The sequence below is a fragment of the Prosthecobacter sp. genome, from assembly GCF_044222565.1.
Taxonomy (GTDB): domain Bacteria; phylum Verrucomicrobiota; class Verrucomicrobiia; order Verrucomicrobiales; family Verrucomicrobiaceae; genus Prosthecobacter.
The window spans coordinates 70,870-94,920 of sequence record NZ_JBGANA010000026.1; the positions used below are offsets into that span (position 1 = coordinate 70,870).

9 protein-coding genes, 1 tRNA gene and 1 riboswitch are annotated in these 24,051 nt (G+C 62.3%); of the genes, 5 read left to right on the forward strand and 5 right to left on the reverse strand.

Going from position 1 to position 24,051, the window contains the following annotated elements; translation table 11 throughout:
- Positions 1-107 precede the first annotated feature (107 nt).
- The 5 genes from ACILSR_RS27480 to ACILSR_RS27500 all read left to right on the forward strand — a co-directional run bounded on the left by ACILSR_RS27480 (position 108) and on the right by ACILSR_RS27500 (position 20,399).
- Positions 108-3,572, forward strand: coding sequence for an FAD-dependent oxidoreductase (locus ACILSR_RS27480; RefSeq protein ID WP_395753023.1), 3,465 nt, complete (start codon positions 108-110; stop codon positions 3,570-3,572).
- The gene (locus ACILSR_RS27485; protein ID WP_395753024.1) at positions 3,569-4,801 is read left to right on the forward strand and encodes a hypothetical protein; all 1,233 of its coding nucleotides are present in this window, start codon (positions 3,569-3,571) and stop codon (positions 4,799-4,801) included. The genes ACILSR_RS27480 and ACILSR_RS27485 overlap by 4 nt, the downstream gene beginning before the upstream one ends.
- The gene (locus tag ACILSR_RS27490) at positions 4,798-8,478 is read left to right on the forward strand and encodes an FAD-dependent oxidoreductase (protein ID WP_395753025.1); all 3,681 of its coding nucleotides are present in this window, start codon (positions 4,798-4,800) and stop codon (positions 8,476-8,478) included. Before ACILSR_RS27485 ends, ACILSR_RS27490 begins: the two co-directional genes overlap by 4 nt.
- A gap of 151 nt (positions 8,479-8,629) precedes the next feature.
- A complete protein-coding gene (locus ACILSR_RS27495; protein ID WP_395753026.1) occupies positions 8,630-18,925 on the forward strand; it encodes a sulfatase-like hydrolase/transferase in 10,296 nt (3,431 codons plus the stop codon).
- On the forward strand, positions 18,858-20,399 hold the full coding sequence (locus ACILSR_RS27500) for a metallophosphoesterase family protein (RefSeq protein ID WP_395753027.1): 1,542 nt from the start codon (positions 18,858-18,860) through the stop codon (positions 20,397-20,399). The genes ACILSR_RS27495 and ACILSR_RS27500 overlap by 68 nt, the downstream gene beginning before the upstream one ends.
- Positions 20,400-20,413: 14 nt before the next feature.
- Here the strand turns inward: ACILSR_RS27500 and ACILSR_RS27505 are convergent.
- The 5 genes from ACILSR_RS27505 to ACILSR_RS27525 form a co-directional block, all read right to left on the reverse strand.
- Positions 20,414-20,487: transfer RNA gene (locus tag ACILSR_RS27505), tRNA-Gly, on the reverse strand.
- Between the two features lie 58 nt (positions 20,488-20,545).
- On the reverse strand, positions 20,546-21,001 hold the full coding sequence (locus ACILSR_RS27510; protein WP_395753028.1) for a hypothetical protein: 456 nt from the start codon (positions 20,999-21,001) through the stop codon (positions 20,546-20,548).
- Between the two features lie 88 nt (positions 21,002-21,089).
- Complete coding sequence (locus ACILSR_RS27515; RefSeq protein WP_395753029.1) at positions 21,090-22,877, reverse strand: SPFH domain-containing protein; 1,788 nt, start codon at positions 22,875-22,877, stop codon at positions 21,090-21,092.
- Between the two features lie 41 nt (positions 22,878-22,918).
- Positions 22,919-23,431 (reverse strand): PH domain-containing protein, encoded by a 513-nt coding sequence (locus tag ACILSR_RS27520; RefSeq protein ID WP_395753030.1) that lies wholly within the window; start codon positions 23,429-23,431, stop codon positions 22,919-22,921.
- A gap of 62 nt (positions 23,432-23,493) precedes the next feature.
- A complete protein-coding gene (locus tag ACILSR_RS27525) occupies positions 23,494-23,703 on the reverse strand; it encodes a hypothetical protein (RefSeq protein ID WP_395753031.1) in 210 nt (69 codons plus the stop codon).
- 111 nt (positions 23,704-23,814) lie between these two features.
- Positions 23,815-23,984, reverse strand: a riboswitch (cyclic di-AMP (ydaO/yuaA leader).
- Positions 23,985-24,051 lie beyond the last annotated feature (67 nt).

Here is a 24,051-nt window from a genome sequence, read left to right on the forward strand (position 1 = left end):
TGGGGTGAGGGGAAATCATCCGCCTCTGTCAGGCGAAGGTGACCACCGCCCTCCATGGTCCACTCATTTGACCAGCAACAACCCCACCCGCACACCGTCTTCAAACCATGCGCCTCCCGACCACCGCCGCACTCGCACTGCTCGCCCTTTCATCTCTCCACGCCGCTCCGCTACCCCCCACGCTAGACCTCTCCGAAGACACCTCCCGCCAGGTCATCATCGCCCAAGGCACCGCGTCAGAATACCAAGGCCACCCCACCACCCTCCTCCTGCCAGACGGCAAGACCATGCTCTGCGTCTGGACCCACGGCCACGGCGGCGGCTGCGGCCCCCTGAAGCGCAGCGAAGACGGCGGCAAAACTTGGAGCGCTCTCCTGCCCGTTCCAGAAAACTGGCAGCAAGTCAAAAACTGCCCTGCTCTCTACCGCCTCACCGATCCCCAAGGCACCGCGCGCCTCTTCGTCTTCGCCGGCCAGGGCCCCGACGGCACCATGCAGCAGTCCATCTCCACAGACGAAGGCCGCACATGGTCCCCCATGCAGAGCAATGGCCTCGTCACCGTCATGCCCTTCTGCACCATCATGCACGTGGATGGCGGCAAAAAACTCATCGGCCTCTCCAACATCCGCCGCCCCGGCGAAACCAAGGACAAAAAGTCCAACGTCGTCACCCAAAGCGAGTCCATCGATGGCGGCCTCACCTGGAGCCCCTGGCGCATTCTCGTCGATCTCGGCGACCTCAAGCCCTGCGAGCCCGAAGTCGTCCGCTCACCCGATGGCAAACAACTCCTCTGCCTCATCCGCGAAAACATCCGCACCGAGCCAGCCCACTTCATCACCAGCGACGACGAAGGCAAAACCTGGTCGCCCGTGAAAGCCCTCCCCCCCGGCCTGCATGGCGACCGCCACAAGGCTGTCTATGCCCCCGATGGCCGACTCGTCATCTGCTTCCGCGACGCTGGTTCCAAAAGCCCCACCAAAAATCACTTCGTCGCCTGGGTCGGCCGTTACGAAGACATCACCAGCGGTCGCGATGGCGAATACAAAATCAAACTCCTCCACAGCCACAAAGGCAGCGACTGCGGCTACCCCGGCCTCGAGCTTCTCCCAGACGGCACCCTCGTCGCCACCACCTACATCAAATATCGCCCCGGCCCGGAACAAAACTCCGTCGTCAGCACCCGCTTCACTCTCGCCGAAACTGACAAACTCGAAAAATCCACCGCCGCACCCGCTGCCACCACCAAAGCCGCCGGACTCGTGCTCGATGACACGGAAGCCACCTTCACCGGCAAGTGGGCCACCAGCGACAAACTCCCCGCACTCATCGGCTCCACCTACCACACCGCTGAGCGCAAGGCTCCTGCCAAAGCCACCTTCACCCCCCTCATCCCAGATTCAGGCCGCTACGAAGTCCGCCTCCTCTACACCTCCGCAAGCAATCGCGCCAGCAATGCTCACATCACCATCGGCTCCAAATCGCTCACCTTAAATCAACGCGAGCCTTGTATGGAGGACGGCATCCCTCACGCACTCGGTGTCTTCGCCTTCGAAAAAGGAGCCACCACCATCACCATCTCAAACACAGATGCCGATGGCTATCTCGCCGTCGATGGCCTGCAACTCCTCTCCGAAGCCGAAGCCACCGCCGAGCGCAACACCCGCACTTTCACAGGATTCCCAGCCCAGGAAAAAACATCCGCTGCTCCCGTTAAAATTCCCCCGCCCATGCTCCTCAAGAGCGCCGTAATGCCTCATGACGTAAACGGCAAATCCTACGACCTCGTCGTCATCGGTGGCACACCCGGCGGCATTACCTGCGCCGTGCGTGCCGCGCGCGAAGGCCTCAGCGTCTTGCTCGTCAATCACACCCAGCACCTCGGCGGCTTCAGCACCAGCGGGGCAGGCGGCTGGGAGGCACCCTATGACGGCCTGCGCTCGCCGCTCTATGCCGAAATCCTGCGCGGTGCCAGCGACTACTACCGCAAAACCTACGGAGAGAATTCCCCCCAGCACATCCTCTCCATGCCCAGCGCCACCAGCCGCGCCCACATCGACCGCCCCAAGATCGAGCCCCGCATCGCCGAGCTTCTCTTCAATCAGATGGTCGAGCATGAAAAATCGCTCACCGTCCTCCTCGGCCACATCGTCACAAAGACCACACGCGAGGGCCGCCTCCTTAAAACCGCCACCATTCAGCCCCTGCATGGCGGCAGCGAAATCACCGTCAGCGCTAACGTCTTCGCCGACGGCATGTATGAAGGCGATCTCCTCGCCGCCGCTGGCGTGAAAACCCAAATCGGCCGCGAGTCACGCACCCAATACAATGAACCCCACGCAGGCGTCATCTATTCCGAAGAGCGCCACAAAGAGCCAGGTCAGCGCGGCTTCCCCAAAGCCGCCGACGAAGGCACCCTGAACATCCGCTACAACAGCCACGCCACCGCCGGCATCGTTGAAGGCCCAAACAGCGGCGAGGCCGATGGTTCCGTCATGGCCTACAACTACCGCCTAATTCTCACGCGCGATCCCGCCAACCGCATCCTGCTTCCCAAGCCCGCCAACTACGATCCCGCCATCGCCAAAGCCGCTGGCGGCGGTGGCTTCGTTCCCAATCTCCCCAATCAAAAAGTCGCCTGGAACGGCGGCCGCCTCATCGGCCCACAAAACGAATACCCCGCCGCCGACTGGCCCACTCGAGAAGCCATTTCAAAGCGCTACCTTGAAGGCATGCTCATGCGCCTCTGGTGGGCGCAGAACGATCCCGCAGCCTCAGACGCAGACCGCAAACAGTTCGCCGGCTACGGCCTCGCCGCCGACGAATTCCCCGACAACAACCACGTCCCCTACGAGATCTATGTCCGCGAAGCCCGCCGCCTCGTCGGTCGCTACATTTTCAAAGAGCAGGACAACGTCATCGCTCCCGGCATCTCCCGCACTCCAATCCACACCGACAGCATCGCCATCACCGACTGGCCCGTCGATTCTGTCGCCTGTCTCCCGCGCAAAGCCCCCGGTGGCAACATGGACGGCATCCTGTTCCTCGGTGAAGAATCACGCTCCGCACAGGTGCCCTACCGCAGCCTGCTCCCGCAGGAGCTCGACAACGTCCTCGCCCCCGTCCCTCTCTCCGCATCCCACGTCGGCTGGGGCTCCATCCGCCTCGAACCCGTTTGGATGCAAACCGGCGAATCCGCCGGTTTTGCCGCCGCCCTTGCCATCAAAAACAAATCCACCCCCGCCGCACTCGATCCCGAGCATCTCATCCGCAAGCTCGCCTCCAGCCACGTCATGATCAGCTTCTTCAACGACATCGACGTCACCTCCAACGATCCCCGCATCGCCGCCGCCGAATACTTCGGCACCAAAGGCTTCTTCGACAGCTACGATGCCCGCCTCGACTCCCCCCTCACCACCGCCGTGCGCACCGCCTGGGAATCAGCCTTCAAACAAACCGCTGATCCCGCACAGACCGCCATGGCAGTTCACGTCGCCGAATCACAAAACTCCCCCGCCACCGATCAAACTCGCGGCGCCTTCCTGCTCACACTTTGGCAGCAGCTCAAACCATGAAGCCCATCCTTTTCATCCTCGCTCTTTGCACCTCACTCGCCTCTGCCGAGGACGGCCAGCTGCTGAACCTCATCGTCCCACCTACCGGCACCGATCGCTTCCAACACGCCGAATTCTCCTGCTGGCTCCCAGATCCCGCACAGCCAGTCAAAGCCGTCATCATCCACCAGCACGGCTGTACCAATGCCTCTCCCGATAAACACCCGCCCGTCACTCTCGACTTCCACTGGCGCGCCCTCGCCCGCCAGCACCACTGCGCACTGCTTGCGCCCATGTATCACGTAGCCGGCAGCTGCGATGAATGGAACGACCCCGAAAGCGGCTCCGAGCGCGCCCTCCTCTCCGCCTTGTCCGAATTCGCGCAAACCTCACGCCGCCCCGAACTCAAAGACGCCCCTTGGCTTCTCTGGGGCCACTCCGGTGGCTCCAGTTGGTCCGCGCAGATGATCACGCGCCATCCCGACCGCGTCCTCGCCGCCTCCTTCCGCGGCGGCTGTCACAAGCAGTTCGGCGATCCCGCCTTCCGCGCCAAATTCATCCCAGCCGCACTCAAGCTCCCGCTTCTCTTCGTCTGGGGAAAACGCGAGACCGTCCCCACCTCCAGCCACTTCGTTTCATGGGAACCCATGAGCACCATGTTTCGCGAGCTTCGCACCCAGGGCGCCACCGTCGGTCGCCTCATCGATCCTCTCTCAGAACACGGCTGCGATGACTCCCGCCTCGTCATCATCCCATTCTTCGCTGCCGTGCTTCAATCAAAAATCCCCGGCACGCTCGTGGACACCACCTCCCTCCAGGACCGTGAACTCAACGACTCAAACCTTCACGACCCCATCCTCGCCTGGCTGCCAAATCAAGACATCGTCAAACTCTGGCGCGAATTTTCCGAACACGGCAGCCTCCATCCATCACATCCCAAACTCCCCGCTCCCACACTCACCGCCACGCGCGATGCCACCGGCATCATCCAGCTCACCTTCACCATCACACCCGCCCTCGATGGCGGCCTGCGCACCCTCCGCATTCATCGCGATGGCATGCTCTGGAAAGAGCTCGGCGTCAAACCCGGCGCCCGCATCGCCACCTCCCGCGATGCACCACCCGAAGGCCTTCGCGCTTCCCCCATCACCGATGACTCCAAAGAGCCACACACTTACACTCTCACCTTCCTAGACGTCGCCGGCAACGAATCCCCACCCAGCCATCCCGCATCCGTGCCGAAATCATGAAAGCTCTCCTCGTCACTCTTCTGCTGGCCGCGTCATCACTCCACGCTGAAGAAGCCGACCTGTGCATCTACGAAGCCACCCCCGGCGGCATCGCCATGGCAGTGCGCGCTGCTCGCGAAGGCCTCAGCGTCGTCCTCGTGAATCACAATGCCCACCTCGGCGGCATCCTCTCCAGCGGCCTCGGCGTCTGGGACACACTATGGGAGGGCAAACGCTCGCCCATCTACGATGAAGCCCGTCAGGCCATCTTCGACCACTACCGTACGACCTACGGAGAAAAATCCCCTCAGTATCGAGATGCCCTCCCCGGCAAAAGCGGCCACACCAATGGCAAGTTCGAGCCCCACGTCGCTGAGGACATTCTGACCCGCCTCGTCACGCAGGAAAAAAACATCACCGTCATTCGCGGCTATTATCCCACTGCCGTCCAACGCGACGGCACCCTTCTAAAATCAATCACCATCCACGAACTCGACGGCACCGGTGAAAAACACATCACCGCAAAAATCTTCGCCGACTGCAGCTACGAGGGCGATCTTGCCGCCGTCGCCAAAGTCCCGTATCGCGTCGGCCGCGAGGGCCGCGCTGAATTCCACGAACCTCACGCCGGCGTCATTTACATGGCCGGCGTCAAAACCGCCCCCACTCCCGAAATCGAGCGCGCCGCCAAACTCCACGCCACACTGAACCTCCGCAAATTCAGCGGCCTTCAGGCCATCAAAGAACCCGAGAGCACTGGCGAAGCCGACGGCAACGTCCAGGCCTTCAACTACCGCACACCCCTCAGCTCCGATCCCGCCAACCGCCTCCCCGTCGAAAAGCCCGCCGACTACGACCCCGAAAAGCTCAAGCTCCTCGAGCACGGCTCTATCGTCTCCCCTATCCCAAATATGAAGCGCGGCTGGAATCGCCCCCAGCTCGTCGGCCTTCAGACCGACTACGTCGAGGCCGACTGGCCCGGCCGCCGCAAAGTCATGGACGCCCATTGGACCGCCACCATGGCCCTCCTCTACTTCCTGCAAAACGACCCCTCCGTCGATCCCGCACGGCAAAAATCCTGGCGCGACTACGGCCTCGCCAAAGACGAATTCCCCGACAACGCCCATCGCCCCTACGAGTTCTACATCCGCGAAGCCCGCCGCATCACCGGCCGCTACATCTTCACTCAGCACGATGCCATGCTCGCTCCCGGCCTTGAGCGCGCCCCGCTGCACTCAGACAGCATCGCTACCACGGAATGGTATCTCGATACCCACGCTTGCACCCCACTCCACATCCCCGGCGCTTTGGAAGAAGGCAAGATGATGCTCGATGTCGAAACCTTCCCTGGCCAGGTCCCTTATCGCGCCATCCTTCCCCAGGGCATCGACAATCTCCTCGTCCCCGTCTGCCTCTCCTCCACCCACGTCGCCTGGGGCACCATCCGTCTCGAACCCACCTGGATGAATATCGCCGAGTCCGCCGCTCACGCCGCCTCCCTCTCCGTCCGGCAAAACATCCCGCCCGCCCAGCTCTCCCCCGACCTGCTCCTGCGCAAACTCGTCACCCAGCACGTCATGGTCACCTTCTTCAATGACCTCGATGTCTCCTCAGACGATCCCCGCATCCCCGCCGCCCAGTATTTCGCCACCCAAGGCTTCTTCGCCGACTACAACGCACGTCTTGACGCACCACTCAAAGAAAGCACCCGCACCGTCTGGGGCCAGGGCCTCGCCGCCCTGCGCGCCGGCACCCTCCAGCCCATGGAATTCATCAAGCAAGTGCGCGATGCCGAAGCCGCCGACTCTCCCCTCCTCGACCGCCCGCGCGGCGAATCCCTCCTCCGCATGTGGAAGAGCCTGCAACCCGCAGCACCAAAACCAAAAGCTCACGTCACTCCCCTCCGCTCCTCACCTCCTCAGGACGTCGCCGGCACACACTACGATCTCATCGTCATCGGCGGCACTCCCGCTGGCATCGCCTGCGCCGTCCGCAGTGCCCGAGAAGGCCTCTCCGTCCTCCTCGTCCAGCACAACAAACACATCGGCGGTATGCTCACCAATGCCCTCATGCAGTGGGATTCACTCTGGGGCGGTCCCCGTGCCCCCATCTTCAATGAGTACGCAAAGAAGATCGAAGATCACTATCGCGAAACCTACGGCGCAAATTCCAAAGAATACGCCTCAGCTCGCTACACGCAGTCCCATTATCCCATGAGCCGCTTCGAGCCTTCCGTCGCCGAGCGCCTCTTCAATGAACTCGTCTCCGCCGAAAAAAACATCACCACCCTCCTCTCACACTACCCCGCCAAAATCGATCGCGAGAAAGCCAAGCTCAAGACCCTCACCCTGCGCGAATACGGCACCACCCATGACATTCGCGTCGATGCGGACACCTACGTCGATGCCACCTACGAAGGCGATCTCGCCGCACTGGCCGGTGTGCCCTGTCGCATCGGCCGCGAAAGCCGCGAAGAATTCGGCGAACCCCACGCCGGCAAAATCTTCACCAACATCACCCCCGAGTCCGGGCCGCAGGCCGTGAAGGACGGCACGTTAAATCTCCATCTCTACGCCCACACCCAGGGCAGCATCGATCCCACCAGCCCCTTCACCGCAGACGGCGCCATCCAGGCCTACAACCATCGCTTCTGCCTCAGCAACGAACCCGGAAAATTTCGCCTTCCCGAAAAGCCGCCCGGCTACAACCGCGAAGAATACCTCCACTACAATCGCAAAGGCATGGGCGGCGGTGCCATGCATGGCAAAAGCAGCTTCAACAGCGCCATCCTCCCCGGTGAAAATCACCTCTACCCCGCTGCCACCTGGCCCGAGCGCGAGAAGATCATCGAGCGCCACAAAAACTTCGCGCTCGGCCTCATGTACTTCCTCCAGAACGACGAATCCATCCCGCTCGCCAAGCGCGAAGGCTATCGCCGCATCGGCCTCCCCCTCGACGAATACCCAGACAACAATAACCTCCCCTACGAGCTCTACGTGCGCGAGGCACGCCGCATCGTCGGCCGCCACATCTTCACCGAGCACGACAACACCCTCTCCTCCGACTACGCCCGCACTCCCATCCATCCTGACAGCATCGCCTTCACCGACTGGTCCATGGATTCCCATGACTGCACCACCGACCGCCATCCCGGCTACGACTACGATGGCAAACTCATCCTCACCGAAGAGTCCCGCCCTGCGCAGATCCCTTACCGCTGCCTGCTTCCCCAGGACGTGGATAATCTCCTCGTCCCCGTCTGCCTCTCCGCCACCCACGTCGCCTGGGGCGCAGTCCGCCTGGAACCCGTCTGGATGCAAATCGGCGAAGCCACAGGCTGGGCCGCCGTCCTCTCAAAGCAGCATCACACCACCCCGGACAAACTCGATGCTGCAGTCCTTCTGCACACACTCGTGCAGCAGCACCACCACCCAAGCTTCTTCAATGACCTGCCGCTTGATGCCAGCGATCCGCGCATCCCCGCCGCCGAGTATTTCGCCACCCAAGGCTTCTTCGCCGACTACAACGCCCGCCTCGATGAACCATTGAAAACCGCCACCCACACGGCATGGCTGCAGAAGTTCGAACATCCGCGGATACGAGCCGCCGCCGTCGCTGCGGCGGAAAAATCGGATGCACCCTCTTCCGGCAAGACCCGGGGTGAGGTGCTGGCTGAGATGTTTAAAAAACTGCCGTGAAAGCCCCCTGCTGCTGAGCAGTCGCAGAGAGGCGGGCTGCCACCTCAGCACCTGCACGCCAAGCTCACGGCCACTGCCTTTACCGTTTGCTGACAATTCAGGGGCCGGGTGCTCATGGAGAGCTGACATGCCACCTCCAGCATGCGGTCGTATGAAAATGTCAGTCACACAGCTTCTGCCGCTCGTTTTTGCCCTGCCCCTCGTTGGCCTGGCCCACACTCCGGGCGCCACACCGGGTCGGCATGGAGAAACGGTGTACACCGAGGAACTGCGTCAGCACATTCTGGACGAATACCTCCAATCTTCCGCCGCACTGAAACCGCAGGCAAAGGCTGCCGCACCGCTGCCAGAAAAACTGCGTCGTCCGCTCATGGTGGCTTCCACGCAGGGGGCTCCCTCGTCGTTTTATTCGATGCTCATGGCCTCCATCGCACCGCTGGTCACGGCGCCTGCGGGAAACGGAACGCTGATGGCCGCCTCGTTCGCGCCTTTCAAGCCCAAGGTGCGATTTTATTGGGACGGCACCACCTTTTACGAAGAGTCTGACAACATGCCGGACAACATGCCCAACCGCATGGTCGGCATCAGCTCCTGGCAGCAGCAGATTCCGCTGCCGGTGGCCTACTTTGCAGGTGTGACCAACCCTGAGGGCACCGCAGCCTCTCTGGGCTTCGGTCAGCCCAACTACTGGCGACTTCCGCTGGTGCCCACTGTGGCGGCCTCTCCCACGCTGATTTTCACGCCCGGCTCCACCAACAACAACTTCCAGCGTGGCGCGGTGGCCCTCGCTTCGAATGGCGTGGCCATCTTCAATCCCGCCAACAACACCGGCCGCGTGTCCTACGAGATCGGCGAGCTTGACTACTACGGCGGCCATTGCGGCATGGCGGACGACTACCACTACCACATCGTGCCCATGCACCTCTCGGCGCGCTTTGGCGGTCCGCTCAGCGATGACAAGCCCATCGCCTGGGCACTCGATGGCTACCCCATCTACGGCTACGTGGAGCCGGATGGCAGCACACGCCAGACGCTGGACTCCCTGGGAGGCCACGACCACGGCAGCGGCTGGGGCTATCACTACCACGCCGTGGGCACCAATACCGTGGACTCCACCCACCCCTACGGCACACCGCAGACGCCCTACATGATGACCTCCTTCCGTGGCACCGTGGTTAACTTTGGCGGCCAGGTGGACGGCCAGCCGGAGATCTCCGCCATCCGCCAGTCGGGCACCGGCGGCTACACCGCTCAGCCGGTCAGCGGCGCGGGCTTCAACGCCAATGCCTACAAAAACCCGGTGGCGCTCACGACGGACGGCTCCGGAAATCTCATCGAGGACACCTCCCCCGGTGCAGTGGCTTCTGCGGACAACTACCGCCTGCGGGTGACCATCAACGGCACCGACTACGACGAGTGCTGGAAGATCAACCGCAATGCCAATCCCAAGACGCTTACCATCACCTGGCGCCTGCCCGGCGCGACGACCACGACCGTCTATACCCCGAGCGCGACGAGCAATGGTGGCGCACGCCTCACCACCTACCCCATGTCCGGCTGGAGCGAGATCAAGCTGCCCGACACCGGTTCGACCACCACCGTGTCCGGAGCGCCCTTTGGCCAGGATGCCGACTACACCATCAATCAGCCCTCGCTCACGGACAATGGAGACGGCACCATCACGGACAACGTCACAGGCCTCATGTGGCAGAAGATCGATGCCGGAGAGTCCACCTGGGGCAGCGCTGTGACGAATGCCTCCACGCAGACCACCGGCGGCTACTCCGACTGGCGCCTGCCCACACCCGCCGAACTCTTCAGCATTCTCAATCACAACAACAATCCTGCCTTCGACCAGACCAAATTCCCCAACACCAACAGCGCCGACTACTGGTGGACGAGCGACATCTACGGCACGGATGCCACCAAAGTCTGGTGCACCAATGCAGGCGGCGGCCTGGGGCCGAAGCCCATCACGGAAACCATCAGCGCAGGCGGCTCTCTGCGCTACAACGCGCGCTACGTGCGCGGCAGCAAGCCCGGCAACGGCCACAGCTACGTGAACAACAACGATGGCACCATCACCGATGCGGACACCAGCCTGATGTGGACGCAGCTCCCCGCCTCCGCCATGAACTGGCAGTCGGCCATCAGCTATGCAGAGAACCTCTCTCTCGGCGGCTACGGCGACTGGCGTCTGCCCACGGTCAAAGAACTGCAGACGCTCACGGATTACACGCTGGCCACAGCCTCCACCACCACGGGCATCAAGCCCGCGATGAACCGCACCCTGTTTGCCAAAACACTCACCGGCTGCGCCACCACGGCAGGCGGCACCACCATCACCTGCGCAGACACCACGGGCATGCTTCCCGGCATGGTGCTGGTGGATCCCAACAATGCTGGCGGCACCTACCTGCCCACCGGCACGCCTCCAGTCGTGGCCAGCGTCACAAGCGGCACCACCTTCACCGTCACCAGCGGCACGGGCATCCTCGCGGGAACCGGGCAGACCTTCAGGGCGCTGGTGCCGCCCACGGCTTACTGGACCTCCACAGCGGTGAAGTCCGGCACGGCCACGCAGGCATGGCTGGTGGAAATGGGCGTCAACAACTCCGTGCCAGCGCAGAGCGGCCCGGCGCGTGGAGCGCAGGGCATCATCAGCTATGAGGTGTTTGCCTCCACATATCCGGTCTTTGCGGTGCGCACCACCAGCGTCACCACGCAGATCGCCGTGGCGCAGGGCTCAAGCACGCTGACCGATGGTGTGAGCAGCGTGGGCTTCAGCGGACTGAGCACCAAGACCTTCACGATCACCAACAACGGCACCACCTCGCTGACGCTGAACGGCGTCACCATCGACGGTGCGAACGCATCCAATTTCTTCCTCGTCGGCGCGCCTGCCAATCCCACCACGCTGGCCGCCGGAGCCAGCACTACCTTTGGCGTCATGTTCAGCAATGCCAGCCCCGGCATCTCCTATGCGGGAGCATTGCACATCGCATGCAGCGACACCGCCGTGGGCTCCTCATTTGATGCCACCCTGACAGGCACCGTGCCTGTGATCGGCACACCCATCACCAATCCCACAAGTGTGGAGAACACCGACACCCCGTATGTGACCACGCAGATTTATCCGCCCTCCGGCACCACCATTTCCCAGGTGCAGCTCTCCTATAGTGTGGGCGCGCAGACCTCCAGCCAGGTCTTCAGCGAGACGATGACGCCTGTCTTGTATCCCCAGCCCTGGCAGGGCAGTGGCGCATTGAATGCCTGGACCACGGCCTCCGGTGGCAGCGGTCAGATCAGTCAAAATGGCAGCGGCAGCAATCACAGCACGCCGCTCAGCCTCACCGCCTGCACCACCACCAGCGGCAGCACCACCGTCACCTGTGCCAGCACCACAGGCGTATGGCCGGGCATGCTCGTGGCCGGCACCAATATTCCCACTGGCACCACCGTCAGCAGCGTGACCAATTCGACAACATTCGTGCTCAGCGCCAGCGCCACGGGCAGCGGCTCCGCGCTCACGCTTTACGCCGGAGGCATTACGCTCAGCGGCTGCTCCATCACCAGCGGCAGCGCCACCGTCACCTGCCCCAGCACGGCGGGTCTGATGGGCGCGACGACCGTGAGTCTGACCAACGGAGCCACCACCAGTGGCAGCGCCACCGTCACCTGTGCCAGCACCACTGGGCTGCAGGTGGGCATGACGCTCACCGGCACAGGAATTCCAGGCAATACCGTCGTCAAGTCGGTGACCAACGGCACGCAACTCATCATGAGCTCAAACGCCAATTCCACGAACACCGGCCTGGCCATCACCGCCACGCTCTCAGGTATGCCCATCACCGGCACAGGCATTCCCAACAACACCACCATCTCCGCCGTGAACAGCGCCACGCAGTTCACACTCAGCGGCAATGCTGCTGCCACCAATGGCAGCGCCACACTCACCGCCGCAGGAACTGGCCTGCAGTTTACCCGGGGCAGCGCGCTCTACACGGACAACACCGTCACCACCACCAATGCCATCCCCGCGTCGGGCCTCTCCGGCACGCTGCAATTTTACACGCAGACACAAAACATGGTCGCGGGCAATGGCTGGACCATGCAGCTCTCTCCCGATGGCGGCACCACCTGGAACACACGCCTGAGCGAATCGTACGCCGCCAACACGGTGAATCTCAGCGCGTGCAGCCTCACCAGCGGCAGCACCAGCATCACCTGCGCCAGCACGGCCGGCCTCACCGCAGGCATGAGCGTGGGCAGCCCCAGCCTCGTTCTCACGGCTTGCTCCACCACCACGGGCAGCGCCGTCGTCACCTGCGCCAGCACCACGGGGCTCACGGTGGGCATGGTGGTGACTGGCACCGGCGTGCCCAACAACGCCACCGTGCTTTCCATCACTGACACGACGCACTTTGTGCTCAGCGCGAATGCCACGGCAAACGGCTCCGCGCAGACCTTCAATGCCATCTCTGCCGTCATCCTCACCAGCGTGAGCACCACGAGCGGCAGCACCAGCGTCACCTGCGCCAGCACCAGCAGCCTGGTGGTGGGCATGTCTCTCACAGGAGCCAACAGCATCCCGGCCAACACGTATGTGAGCTCCATCACCAACAGCACTACCTTTGTACTGAGCACGGCGGCCACCTCTACGGCCACGGGTCAGGGCCTGGTGGCCACATATCTCGCTGCGGGTGCCACGGTTTCCTCGGTCACGGATGCCACTCATTTCGTCGTGAACACCGCCCCGGCGCTCACCCTTTCCACCATCGCACTGGCAGGCACCACGGTGAATCATGGCTACCAATCCTACAGCTACACGCTGCTCCAGAGCGAGCTGGTGAACATGCTGAAGATGCGCTTCCAGTACAGCGGCTACAATCCGCCCACGCCCACCCGGTCTCCCGTGTTCAATGTGGATGACATCACCATCTCTACGGTGCCCGGAGTCACGCTCACGATGTTTGATGATGGCGCGCATGGAGACGGCGCTGCGGGAGACGGCGTGTATGGCGCGCAGCTTCCCGCCTTTGCCTCCGGCACACAAATCAGCTACTCCATCCAGGTCAGGGACAGCACCGGCACCACCACCACGCTCGCCAATGCAGGCAGCTACACCGTCACCCTGCCGCTGGCCATCACCACCGCAACCGCCCTGCCGAATGCGCTCACCAGCGCCGCTTACACGCAGACTCTGGCTGCCACGGGCGGCTCTGGCAGCGGCTACACCTGGAGTGTCACCGGCGGCTCCCTGCCACCTGGCGTCACGCTGGGAACCAATGGCACCTTCAGCGGCACGCCCACAGCGGCAGGCACCTATGCCTTCAGCGCCACGGTGACAGACAGCGCCTCGCATACCGCCTCGCAGCTCTTCACCGTCAGCAGCAGCACACCGCCCAACGTCCTCATCATCGTGACCGATGACCAGGGCTGGGGAGACATCGGCTACCACACCTATGCGGGCCGCGTGCATGTGGACACGCCTGCCATGGACAGCTTTGCCACCAAAGGCATTCGGCTGGAGCGCTTCTACCCCACTGCCGTTTGCAGCGTCACGCGCTCCACACTGCTCACCGGACGCTCCGCCATCCGCACCGGAGTCAATAACACCCGCGGTTTGGATCTGAGCGAGCACATCATGCCTCAAACCTTCGCCGCCTCCGGCTACCAGACCTTCATGGCAGGCAAGTGGCATTGCGGCGGCGCGGACAAAAACATCGCCTACACGACGGTGAACGGCCAGAACACGCTCATCATCCAGGAGGGCACCGCTTACGCCCCCACCAACCGTGGCTGGGGCCTGCACTACGGCACCTATTCCGGGGCCATCGACTGCCTGACCCACCGCTCGGCGGAAACGTTGATCGACAATGTCTATAAACCCGACTGGTGGCTCAACAACGTGATCGTGGATGGCGCCAGCGAGCACACCGACTCACAGGGCCACGGCGGTTACTCGGGCGATCTCCTGACAGACAAGATCATCTCGCAGATTCAAAACCGCGACACCTCCAAGCCCTTCCTCGGCTACCTCGCCTTCAATACCATCCACGGTCCCATTGCAGCGCCCGCGGATGTCGTCGCCAAGTATGCCAACTCCTCCGATCCCACGCACTACATCTCCGATGTGCCCACGCGAACCCTCGCCGCGTCCGTGGACAACATGGACAAAAACATGGCCCGTGTGCTGGCCGCGCTGGACACCGCAGGCATTTCCAGCAACACCCTCGTCGTCTTCTTCAGCGACAACGGCGGCGAAAACGCCACCGGCGGCTCTGACCTGCCGCTGCGCGGTGCCAAGACCGATCCCTATGAAGGCGGTATTCGCACCCCTGCGGGCATCCGCTGGCCGGGCCAGCTAGCGGGCGGGCTTGCTGTCACCAACTGCGTGACCACCAGCGGCTCCACCAACGTCACCTGCGACAGCACCACTGGACTCTACAGCGGCATGGCCTTGTCCGGCATCGGACTGGCCTACGGCAGCACGGTGGCCTCCGTCACCGATGCCACCCACTTCGTGCTGAGCGCTGCGCCGGCCACGCCGAGCAGCCCTTCCTCCATCACCATCACCGCCGGTGTCATCAGCAACATGTACCTCTGGGTGGGCGACCTCTTCCCCACGCTTTGCGCCGCCACCGGAGTCACACCACAAAATACCAGACCGTTTGACGGCCTGAACATGTGGCCTGCTTTGAAGACCATCTCCGGCAGCGCACCGGATGGCACGCAGACCCGTTTCCAGACCAATCCGGACGGATCCAAGAACACCACGACCACCAACATCTCGCCGCTCGTCACCGTGGCCAGTCCGAATGTGGGCTTCAACGATTTCACCGATCCCCTCAGCGGCCAGACCAGGACCTTCAAGCTCATCTACAGTTCCACCGGCGGCGGTCGCGGTGCCAGCGCCACGGCCACCGTCTCCGGCGGTGTCATCACAAACATCACGCTGAACAGCGGCGGCACCGGCTACACCAACACACCCACCGTCAGCTTCAGTGGCGGTGGTGGCACCGGAGCCACTGCTACGGCCACCGTGTCCCAGGGCGCAGTCACCGCCATCAATCTGACCAACGGCGGCAGCGGCTACACCTCATCTCCGAATGTCCTCTTCAGCGGCGCTTTGCTCCTGACCAACAGCACCACCACTGCGGGCTCCACAGCCGTCACCTGCACCAGCACCGTGGGGCTGCAAGTCGGTGCCTCAATCTACGGTGTCGGCATCAAAGGCGGCGCCTCCGTGGCCTCCATCACCGATGCCACCCACTTTGTCATGAGCGATCCCCCCAACGTGGCCTACTCGGGCATCACGCTGAATGTGGGCTTCACCACCTACCAGCTCTTCAACATTCAGGACGACCCCTATGAAACCACCGACATCATGCTCGGTGCCAACGCCTCGTCCTATTCCACCATTGTCGCCTCACTGCAGTCCGCAATCAGCATCAATCCTGAAGTCTATCCGCCCTACATCGGGCCTGCGCTCATCACCAACACCGCAGCACAAGGAAGCACTGTGCAGCTCTACGCGCCCTTCACTTCGTATGCCAAGACCGCGCCCACCGTGCAGTGGCGTAAAAACGGCGTGAATCTCAGCGACGGCGGGCGCATCAGCGGCTCCACGTCCTACACCACCGCCGTGGCTCCGGATGGAAAAGTGTACGTCTCAGGCTCCAGCTACGCCATGCTGACCATCACCGGCGTGACGACTGCGGACGCAGGCTCCTACGACTTGGTCATCAACAACGTGAACACCTATGTCACGCCGAATGTGACCAACACCGTCACCAGTCCGGCGGGCACTCTCACGGTCGTGGTGGGCAGTCCGGCGCTGAGCACACTCCCTGCCTACAGCGCAGGCACCTCGCGCATAATCTCCTGGCCTGCGGTGACCAATGCCACCAGCTACACCGTGCAGGCGGCCACGGACGTGAACTTCACCAGCATCGTCTCCTCACAAACCGTCAGCACCACCAGCGTGACCTTCAGCGGCTTGACCAGCGGCACCCAGTACTGGTACCGCGCCACCGCTACCGATGGCATAACGACTTCCAGCTACAGCAGCACCGTAACCTCCACGCAGGATGCGGTGAATCCCGTCGTGGCCATCACCACGCCGACGGACGGCGCCACCAGCAGTCAGACGACCTTGAACGTCCAGGGCACGTCTTCAGACGCCCTCTCCGGCATCGCCTCGATCACCATCAATGGAGTAGCCGCCACCACGGCGGACGCCTACGCACACTGGTCTGCCGCAGTCCCCTTGAGTGTGGGCGGAAACACGATCACTGCCACGACCTCGGATGCCGCAGGAAATACCTCGTCCGCATCCATCTCCGTCAGCCTTTCCCCCATCACGCCCGTCATCTCCTCCGTCTCCACCGCACCCACATCCCCGACCTACATGGACAATGTTTACGTGGTCGCACGCGTGCAGGCCGGACAGGCGCCCGTGTCCAGCGTCAAGCTCTCCTACAACACCGCCACTCCCGTCAGCACCACCATTTGGCGCGAGGTCTTTGCCAATACCTCATCCAACAACTGGAACGGCACTGGCGCGATCAACTCATGGACCACTGTCGGCGCGGGCAATGTGCGCCAGGCCGTGAATAATGCCAACCGCAGCACGCCTCTCAGCATCACCGGCGTAGCCACCACCAGCGGCAGCACCGCTGCCACCTGCACCAGCACGGCGGGTCTGTGGCCGGGCATGCTTATAACCGGTACCAACATTCCCGGCAGCACCAGCGGTGCCTCCACGGGAAACACCACCATCGCCTCCGTCTCCAGCGCCACTGCCTTCACCCTTTCCCAGGCCGCATCAGGCACCGGCAGCGGGCTTACGCTCACAGCTGCGGGCGTTTCGCTGACCAATGCCACCACCACGAGCGGCAGCACCTCTGTCACGTGCGACAGCTCCGCCGGCCTCATCAATGGCATGGGTGTCTCCGGCGCCGGAGTGCCCAACAATGCCACCGTTTCCTCCGTGACCAACGCCACCACCTTCGTGCTGAGCACCGCAGCCACCGCCACCGGTAGCGCCCTCACGCTCACCGCCTCCGGATCGGCCGCGGAATTCAATGGCGGCACCACCAGCCTCACAGGCTCGATGTTCACCACCACAAACAACATCAACACCACAGGTACCGCAGGCTACGTGGAGTTTTACCTCCAGACGCTCAGCCTCGCCGGACCCACCACCACGGTGAATGTCTCCGGCACCCTGACCTCCGGCAGCGCAGTGGTCACCGGCTCCACCACCGCCTCTCTGGGTGTCGGCATGCTCGTGCAGGGCACAGGCATTCCTGCGGGTGCGAGCATCATCAGCATCGACTCCGCCACGCAGTTCACCATGAGCGCCGCCGCCACCAGCGCCGCCACCGTCACCATCACGGCCACCAATAACAACCAATGGGCCTTCCAGGTCTCTTCCGATGGCGGCACCACCTGGAACACTCGCCTCAGTGAAGACTGGAACAGCAAGACCCTCGTTCTCACCAATGGGGTGACCAACTCCACCGGCAGCGCCAGCGGCAGCACCACCGTCACCTGTGCCAGCACCAGCGGCCTCGTGGCCGGGCGCGCGCTCTTCGGTCCTACTGTGTATGTGACCGGCAGCACCACCAGCGGCAGTGCGGTGGTTACCACCAGCTCCACCTCCACACTTGCGGTGGGCATGTTTGTCAGCGGTGCCAGCGGCATCACCAATGGCACGCGCGTTCTCAGCATTGACTCAGGCACGCAGTTCACCATGAGCGCCAGCGCCACGGCCACCAGCGCCAGCAATGCCATGGCCGCCACCACCTTTGCGCCCAATACCACCGTTAGCTCCATCACTAGCAGCACCTCCTTCATCATCAACAGCGCCGCGTATGTCAACACCAGCGCCAGCCCCATCAACATCAGTGCCACCAGCCTCAATCACGGCTTTCAACTCTACCATTACGACCTCGCCGGCGCAGAAATCGGCACGCAGACAAAGTTCCGCTGGCAGTTTGCCGGTTACACGCCCACCACCCCCACTGCAAAGCCGCGCGTGGACATTGATGACATCGTGGTCGCCACCACCGCGCCTCCGGCCAATGTGCTGCTTACCATGTACGACGACGGCCTGCATGCGGACGGTGCTGCCGGAGACGGAATCTACGGCGTGCAGATCCCGGTGCAAAACGGCGGCACCACGGTGAATTTCACCATCAGTGCCACAGACACCTCCAGCGGTGTCACCGTCGGCCCTGCGTCCGGTTCCTACACTTACACAGTCGCTTCATCGCTCACGGACGCCACGATCAAGGGCGCTGAATTCCTCGGCATGCCATCAGATACCAGCATGACGCTCAATATCGTCGGCACCACGGATCTCTACGCCTTTGTGGAGTACGGCACCAGCCCCGGCAGCTACACGCAGGCCACCACGCCTCAGCGGTCTGCAGGCTGACACCGAGTGCTACTACCGCTTCAGGTACCGCGGCACCGGAGCCAGTTTATACAATGCGCGTGGCGAGCGCAGCTTCCACACCGCACGCGGTCGCGGCACCTCCTTCACCTTCACCCTCACGGCGGATCCGCATCTGGACGTGAACACAGACCTGGGCCTGCTCAACCGCGCCATGGCAAACATCGCCACCGATGCACCCGACTTCCACATCGACCTCGGCGACATTTTCATGACCGACAAAATGGAGGAGCCTCTCGCCAACGGCATCCCGGCCATCTGGGGCGGCGAACTCTCCACCGGCCAGCTCAATCAGTCCCTGCTCAACAACCGCGCCATCCTCCTGCGCAATCAGTTTGAACTCGTCTGCCACAGCGTTCCGTTTTTCTTCACCCTCGGCAATCATGAGGCGGAGTATGGCTACCTTTTCAATTCCGCCCCCGACAAGCTCAACAACATTCCCGCGTGGGATCTGCTCGCGCGCAAAGCCTACTACCCCACCCCGGTGCCCAGCACCTTCTACTCCGGCAATCCCACGCCGCTGACTTACACCGGCGGCTCTCTGGGCCTGCTCGAAGACTACTATGCCTGGGAGTGGGGAGACGCACTCTTCATCGTTCTCGATCCCTTCTGGAACACCACCATCAACCCTAACCAGGGCAATGACGCCTGGAACTGGACGCTCGGCCAGACGCAGTACAACTGGCTGCGCGACACACTGAAAAACAGCAGCGCCCGCTACAAGTTTGTCTTCATGCACCACATCGTTGGCGGATCCACCACGCTGGCCGATGGCGTCACGCCCAACGTGGCTGCACGCGGCGGCGTGGAGGTGGCAGGCTTCTACGAATGGGGCGGCCTCAATGCCGACGGCACCACCAATGGCTTTGCCACGCGACGCCCCGGTTGGGACATGCCCATCCACAATCTGCTGAAGCAAAACAAAGTCAGCGTCGTCTTCCACGGGCACGATCACCTCTATGGCTACCAGACACTTGATGGCGTTGTGTACCTCGAATGCCCACAGCCCGGAACCTCCAACTACACCACGCTCGGCAGCGCCGGGGACGGCAAATACACCCAGGGCCTCAGCAGCCTCCTGCTCGCAGACTCAGGACACATCCGCGTACGCGTCACACCTTCCCAGGTCGTGGCCGACTACGTGCGCGCCTACCGCCCGCAGGATGAAAACACCACGCGTCACAATCTCGATGTGAGCAACAGCTTCACCCTCCGCCCCACCGTCTTCCCACCCATCGAAATGGTTTCTGCGGGACCGGGGCAGGTCGTCCTTCGCTGGAACGCCACACCCAACAAGCCCTGCCAGATTCAATACAGCACCGACCTCGTCACCTGGCAGAACATCACCGCACCGCAAACCTTCACCAATACCAACACCAACGCCACCTACACCGATACCCTCCCCGCCCGCATCAATGGCCAGCGCGCCTTTTATCGCGTCAGCTACACTCCTTGAGTTTCGGCGAAGTGTGGAGCGGGTGATCAGAATCGAACTGACGTATGATGCTTGGGAAGCACCTGCTCTACCATTGAGCTACACCCGCGTTGCTTTTCAGCTGCCGGAGTGTGGCAGGCGGACGCGTCTTGTCAAATGCAGTGCATTCAGATTGCGGGGGGCATCGGCGGCATCATGAAGGCGCGGTTCATCCCACCCCGGCCGTAGCTGGCGGAAGGGGAGGCCATGAAGGAGTTGCGCCTCGAGGAATAGCTCCAGTACAACCGGCTGTAGGTCTTCGAAAGGCGCTGGCGCAGTGCGGCATTCTCGGGCGTTTTGGGCAGATCTCTCACCACACGCCGCAGGAAAAACATCGACTGCTCCATGTTTACATAGCGGATGTCCGGCCCCTCCGCAGGCGGCGTCTTTTTCGTCGTGCCAAAGCGGGCGATCACCTGCGTATCCTTGCCTTTGGGACCCAGCAGCCGCGAGGCGATTGGCTCGGTGCCAAAATCCTCATACGCAAACGGCGGCCCCGGTATCGCGTTCATCGTGTCGCTGCAGCTGGAGAGAAAAAGGAGGCTGCAGCAGGTGAAAAGCGTGAGGCACAGATAAGCTTTCATGCGGTCCCATAGCTCATTTGGCTGCGAATGCGAACATGAAAACGGGCTGCGGAAGATGAATCCGCAGCCCGCGAGTTTCATTCACACCTCAGTTCAGGTGCGGCACGGCTTTGTCCGCCCGTTGCTTCGTCAGCATCGCCATCAGCGCATCCATGATCCCGCCGCTGTTTGCCCCGCTGTTCACCAGCACATCCGGCACCACCCGCAGATTTTTGTCCGCGATGATCTGGAAGGCCTGCAGCATCCCATACATGTCAGCACCCAGTGCATTTACACCTGCCAGGTACGCGTCCGCCTTGGCCTGGCCCGTCGCGCGGATCGCCTCAGCCTCGCCGCTCGCGCGCAGTCGTGTGGAGGCGGCCTCGCCTTCGCTCTTTTTCACCGCTGCCGTGGCATGCAGTTCCGCGATGTTCACGCCCTGCTCGGCGCTCACCACCTGGTTTTGAATGTCTGCCAGCGAAGTCTGCCTCACCAGCTGCTGCCTCTGCTTCTCCGCAGCCTCCTGCATCTCATACGTCTTGCGGCTTTCCTCCGCCAGCTTGCGGTCCGTCTGCGTTTTCATCAGAGACTCCGGCGGCGTGATGTCACCGATCAGCGTGTCGATCCCCTCCACGTCATACTCGCGTAGCGCCGCTTCGATGTGGCTCGCCGCCTCGCCTTGGCGCTGGCTGCGCGCGCTCAGGAAATCCAGCACCGTATAGTCCTGCGCTGAGTTGCGGAAATAATTCCCCACGATCGGCTGCAGCACGTGATCAATCAAATTTTGCAGCGATCCCGCACGGCTGATCACCTTCGGCGCTTCATTCGCCCCAATGTGGATGATCTGTGACACATCCAGATTAAACGCAAATCCATCCCGCGATCGAACCGTGATGCTGCTCAGCTTTGCATCAAAATGATGCGACTCCGTGCGGGTCGCCCAGTTCAGCACGATGTTCGTCGTCGGCACCAGCTCCACACGCATGATCCTTGTGTTGATCGGGTGCTTCCCGGGCAGCAACGGCTTGCCCCACACACCCTTGTGGCCCACGTCCACCAGGTCCCCATGCTTGAAGTCAGGCCCGCTGATGTCCAGGTGCGCCTTCCCGACATAGGAAATCACCACCCCCACGTGCCCGATCGGTATCTCAAACATCGGCACCTGCTCGATCTGCGCAAACCACGGGTTGATGTTCCACTGCCCGCTCAGCAGCACCTGCTCCTGCAGACCGCGATGTCCGCCTGCGTCCAAAAACGCCTGCGCATTCTGGAAGTTGTCATGTCCCGCCACGATCGCACCTGCGATCTCCGTTTGTTCAATTGGCATGCCGTCCAGCGTGGTCACAATGCCCACCAGATCAGGGTCCACATGGCGGATGCGCAGCAGTCGCGGATCAAGCCCGTTCATCGCGGCATTCTCTGACGTGATGATCGTAAAAAGCGCCGGATTGATGCGATACGAACCCGCTGTGATCGTGCCCAGCTGCCGCCCCTTCTCGCCGCCGTTCTTTAAGAAGGCTCGCGCATCCTGGAAGTGATCACACGCCACCGTTCGCGCCAGAATTCGTCCCGGCGGAATCGCCGCGCCAGTCTTTGCCACCACCAGCGCCAGCTCCCCCTGCGGCACGCGGATCATCGGCACTTTTTCGATGTGATACTGCACGATCCAAAATCCAAAGTGCAGCCCCGGAGCCAGCGTATCCGCCTGGTATCCCGCCTCACCATTCAGGGCGATGATCTCTCCAGGCGGCAGGTTCTTAAAGGCGAAGCGTTTGACGACAATGCCGACTTTGCTCTCCGGGATGTAAACGCATGAGACGAAGTACAGCACCAGGATGCTGAAAACAGAAAGCGTGATGAGCCAGTGCTCGTAGGCAAAATGAAAGATTGAGTTCATGGACAAGATTTAAAAAACTTCAAAGCAGGCGGGATGTTGGGTTAGGAATGAAGGGATTGGGTCACTGCGCGGGCAAAGGCCTCCGGTTTGTCAGGAGACAGCACCGCCGTCCGGTTCCTCATGCGCACGATGACCGTGCGGTTCAGGTCCGTCACATACGCGCGGAAATGTCCCAGCTGCCTGTTCCAGTAATATCCGGTGAAGGAGTACAGCCCTCCATTGCCACAGGTGCGGAAGCTGCTGCTCAGCGCCAGCGGCTCCACTTCGACGGTCTGAATTTCAGCAAACGGCAGCACTGTGTTCCACCACAGCCTCTTGATAAGAATGCCGTCTTTCGTGATGACGTATCCGCGGATGACGAAGGGCAGGGCGCCCAGCGGAATGAGCAGCACCAGAAGGATTCCCAGCGTGCGGGATTCCGGCAGGCTCACAAACGCCGGCATCCGCAGGCCTGCGCTCAGTTCGAAGGCCACGCCCAGCATGAGCAGCGTCGTAAATACGGAGATGATCGTCAGGGTGCGGCCCCAGGGGGCTTTGAAATGGAAATGTGTCATAAAAATGGTAGTTTGTGGTAGGTTCAGGTTTGGAGTTCAGGGAGTGTTGATGTGCGTGGGTGTCATTCCGCCGCTCGTGTGGCGTTTGCCGCTGTCGGCCGTGCACCCGGTGGTGCAGCCTCCAGATCCTCTTCGCGTTCAGTTTCGTCGTCGCTGTGGTCGTAGATCACATGGATCCATTGCAGCGGTGTGAGTTCCGGTCCGGATGTCTGCTGGACAGTGGGCCTGACCAGGCCTTCAATCGTGAGGCTTTGGCCGTCGTGGTGTTTCATTGGGTTATGGGTCTCGGTTGCCCCCGGTTCCGCGGACGGTTTCCCGTCCGCACCCGGGTGCGGTGGTTCTCGGGAGACCGTGGTCCCGGCGCACTCGCGTCGGGCATAGGATCGCCCTTCCAATGTCGCCTGCGAGGTTAGCTGTCGGACTGGTCCTTGGAAGTGGACTGGTCGGTGATTACTCACCTTCCTTCGCCCCGCCCTGCGTCTTTCGACTCAGGGTTGTTGGGTCCCCCGCGCCACCACTCTGGAAGGAGCGGCAGCTTCGGCTGCACCCCCATTCACGCACAAATCGGCCGTTTTGTCAAAAATGCGCCCCCACTTAAACTTAGATCAGTCACTTGACAC

What these genes read in the sequence shown, in the direction of transcription:
- ACILSR_RS27510 (WP_395753028.1), bottom strand. Translation starts at nt 21,001, where the DNA reads ATGAAAGCTTATCTGTGCCTCACGCTTTTCACCTGCTGCAGCCTCCTT.
- ACILSR_RS27525 (WP_395753031.1), bottom strand. Translation starts at nt 23,703, where the DNA reads ATGAAACACCACGACGGCCAAAGCCTCACGATTGAAGGCCTGGTCAGG.
- ACILSR_RS27495 (WP_395753026.1), top strand. Translation starts at nt 8,630, where the DNA reads ATGAAAATGTCAGTCACACAGCTTCTGCCGCTCGTTTTTGCCCTGCCC.
- ACILSR_RS27490 (WP_395753025.1), top strand. Translation starts at nt 4,798, where the DNA reads ATGAAAGCTCTCCTCGTCACTCTTCTGCTGGCCGCGTCATCACTCCAC.
- ACILSR_RS27520 (WP_395753030.1), bottom strand. Translation starts at nt 23,431, where the DNA reads ATGACACATTTCCATTTCAAAGCCCCCTGGGGCCGCACCCTGACGATC.
- ACILSR_RS27515 (WP_395753029.1), bottom strand. Translation starts at nt 22,877, where the DNA reads ATGAACTCAATCTTTCATTTTGCCTACGAGCACTGGCTCATCACGCTT.
- ACILSR_RS27485 (WP_395753024.1), top strand. Translation starts at nt 3,569, where the DNA reads ATGAAGCCCATCCTTTTCATCCTCGCTCTTTGCACCTCACTCGCCTCT.
- ACILSR_RS27480 (WP_395753023.1), top strand. Translation starts at nt 108, where the DNA reads ATGCGCCTCCCGACCACCGCCGCACTCGCACTGCTCGCCCTTTCATCT.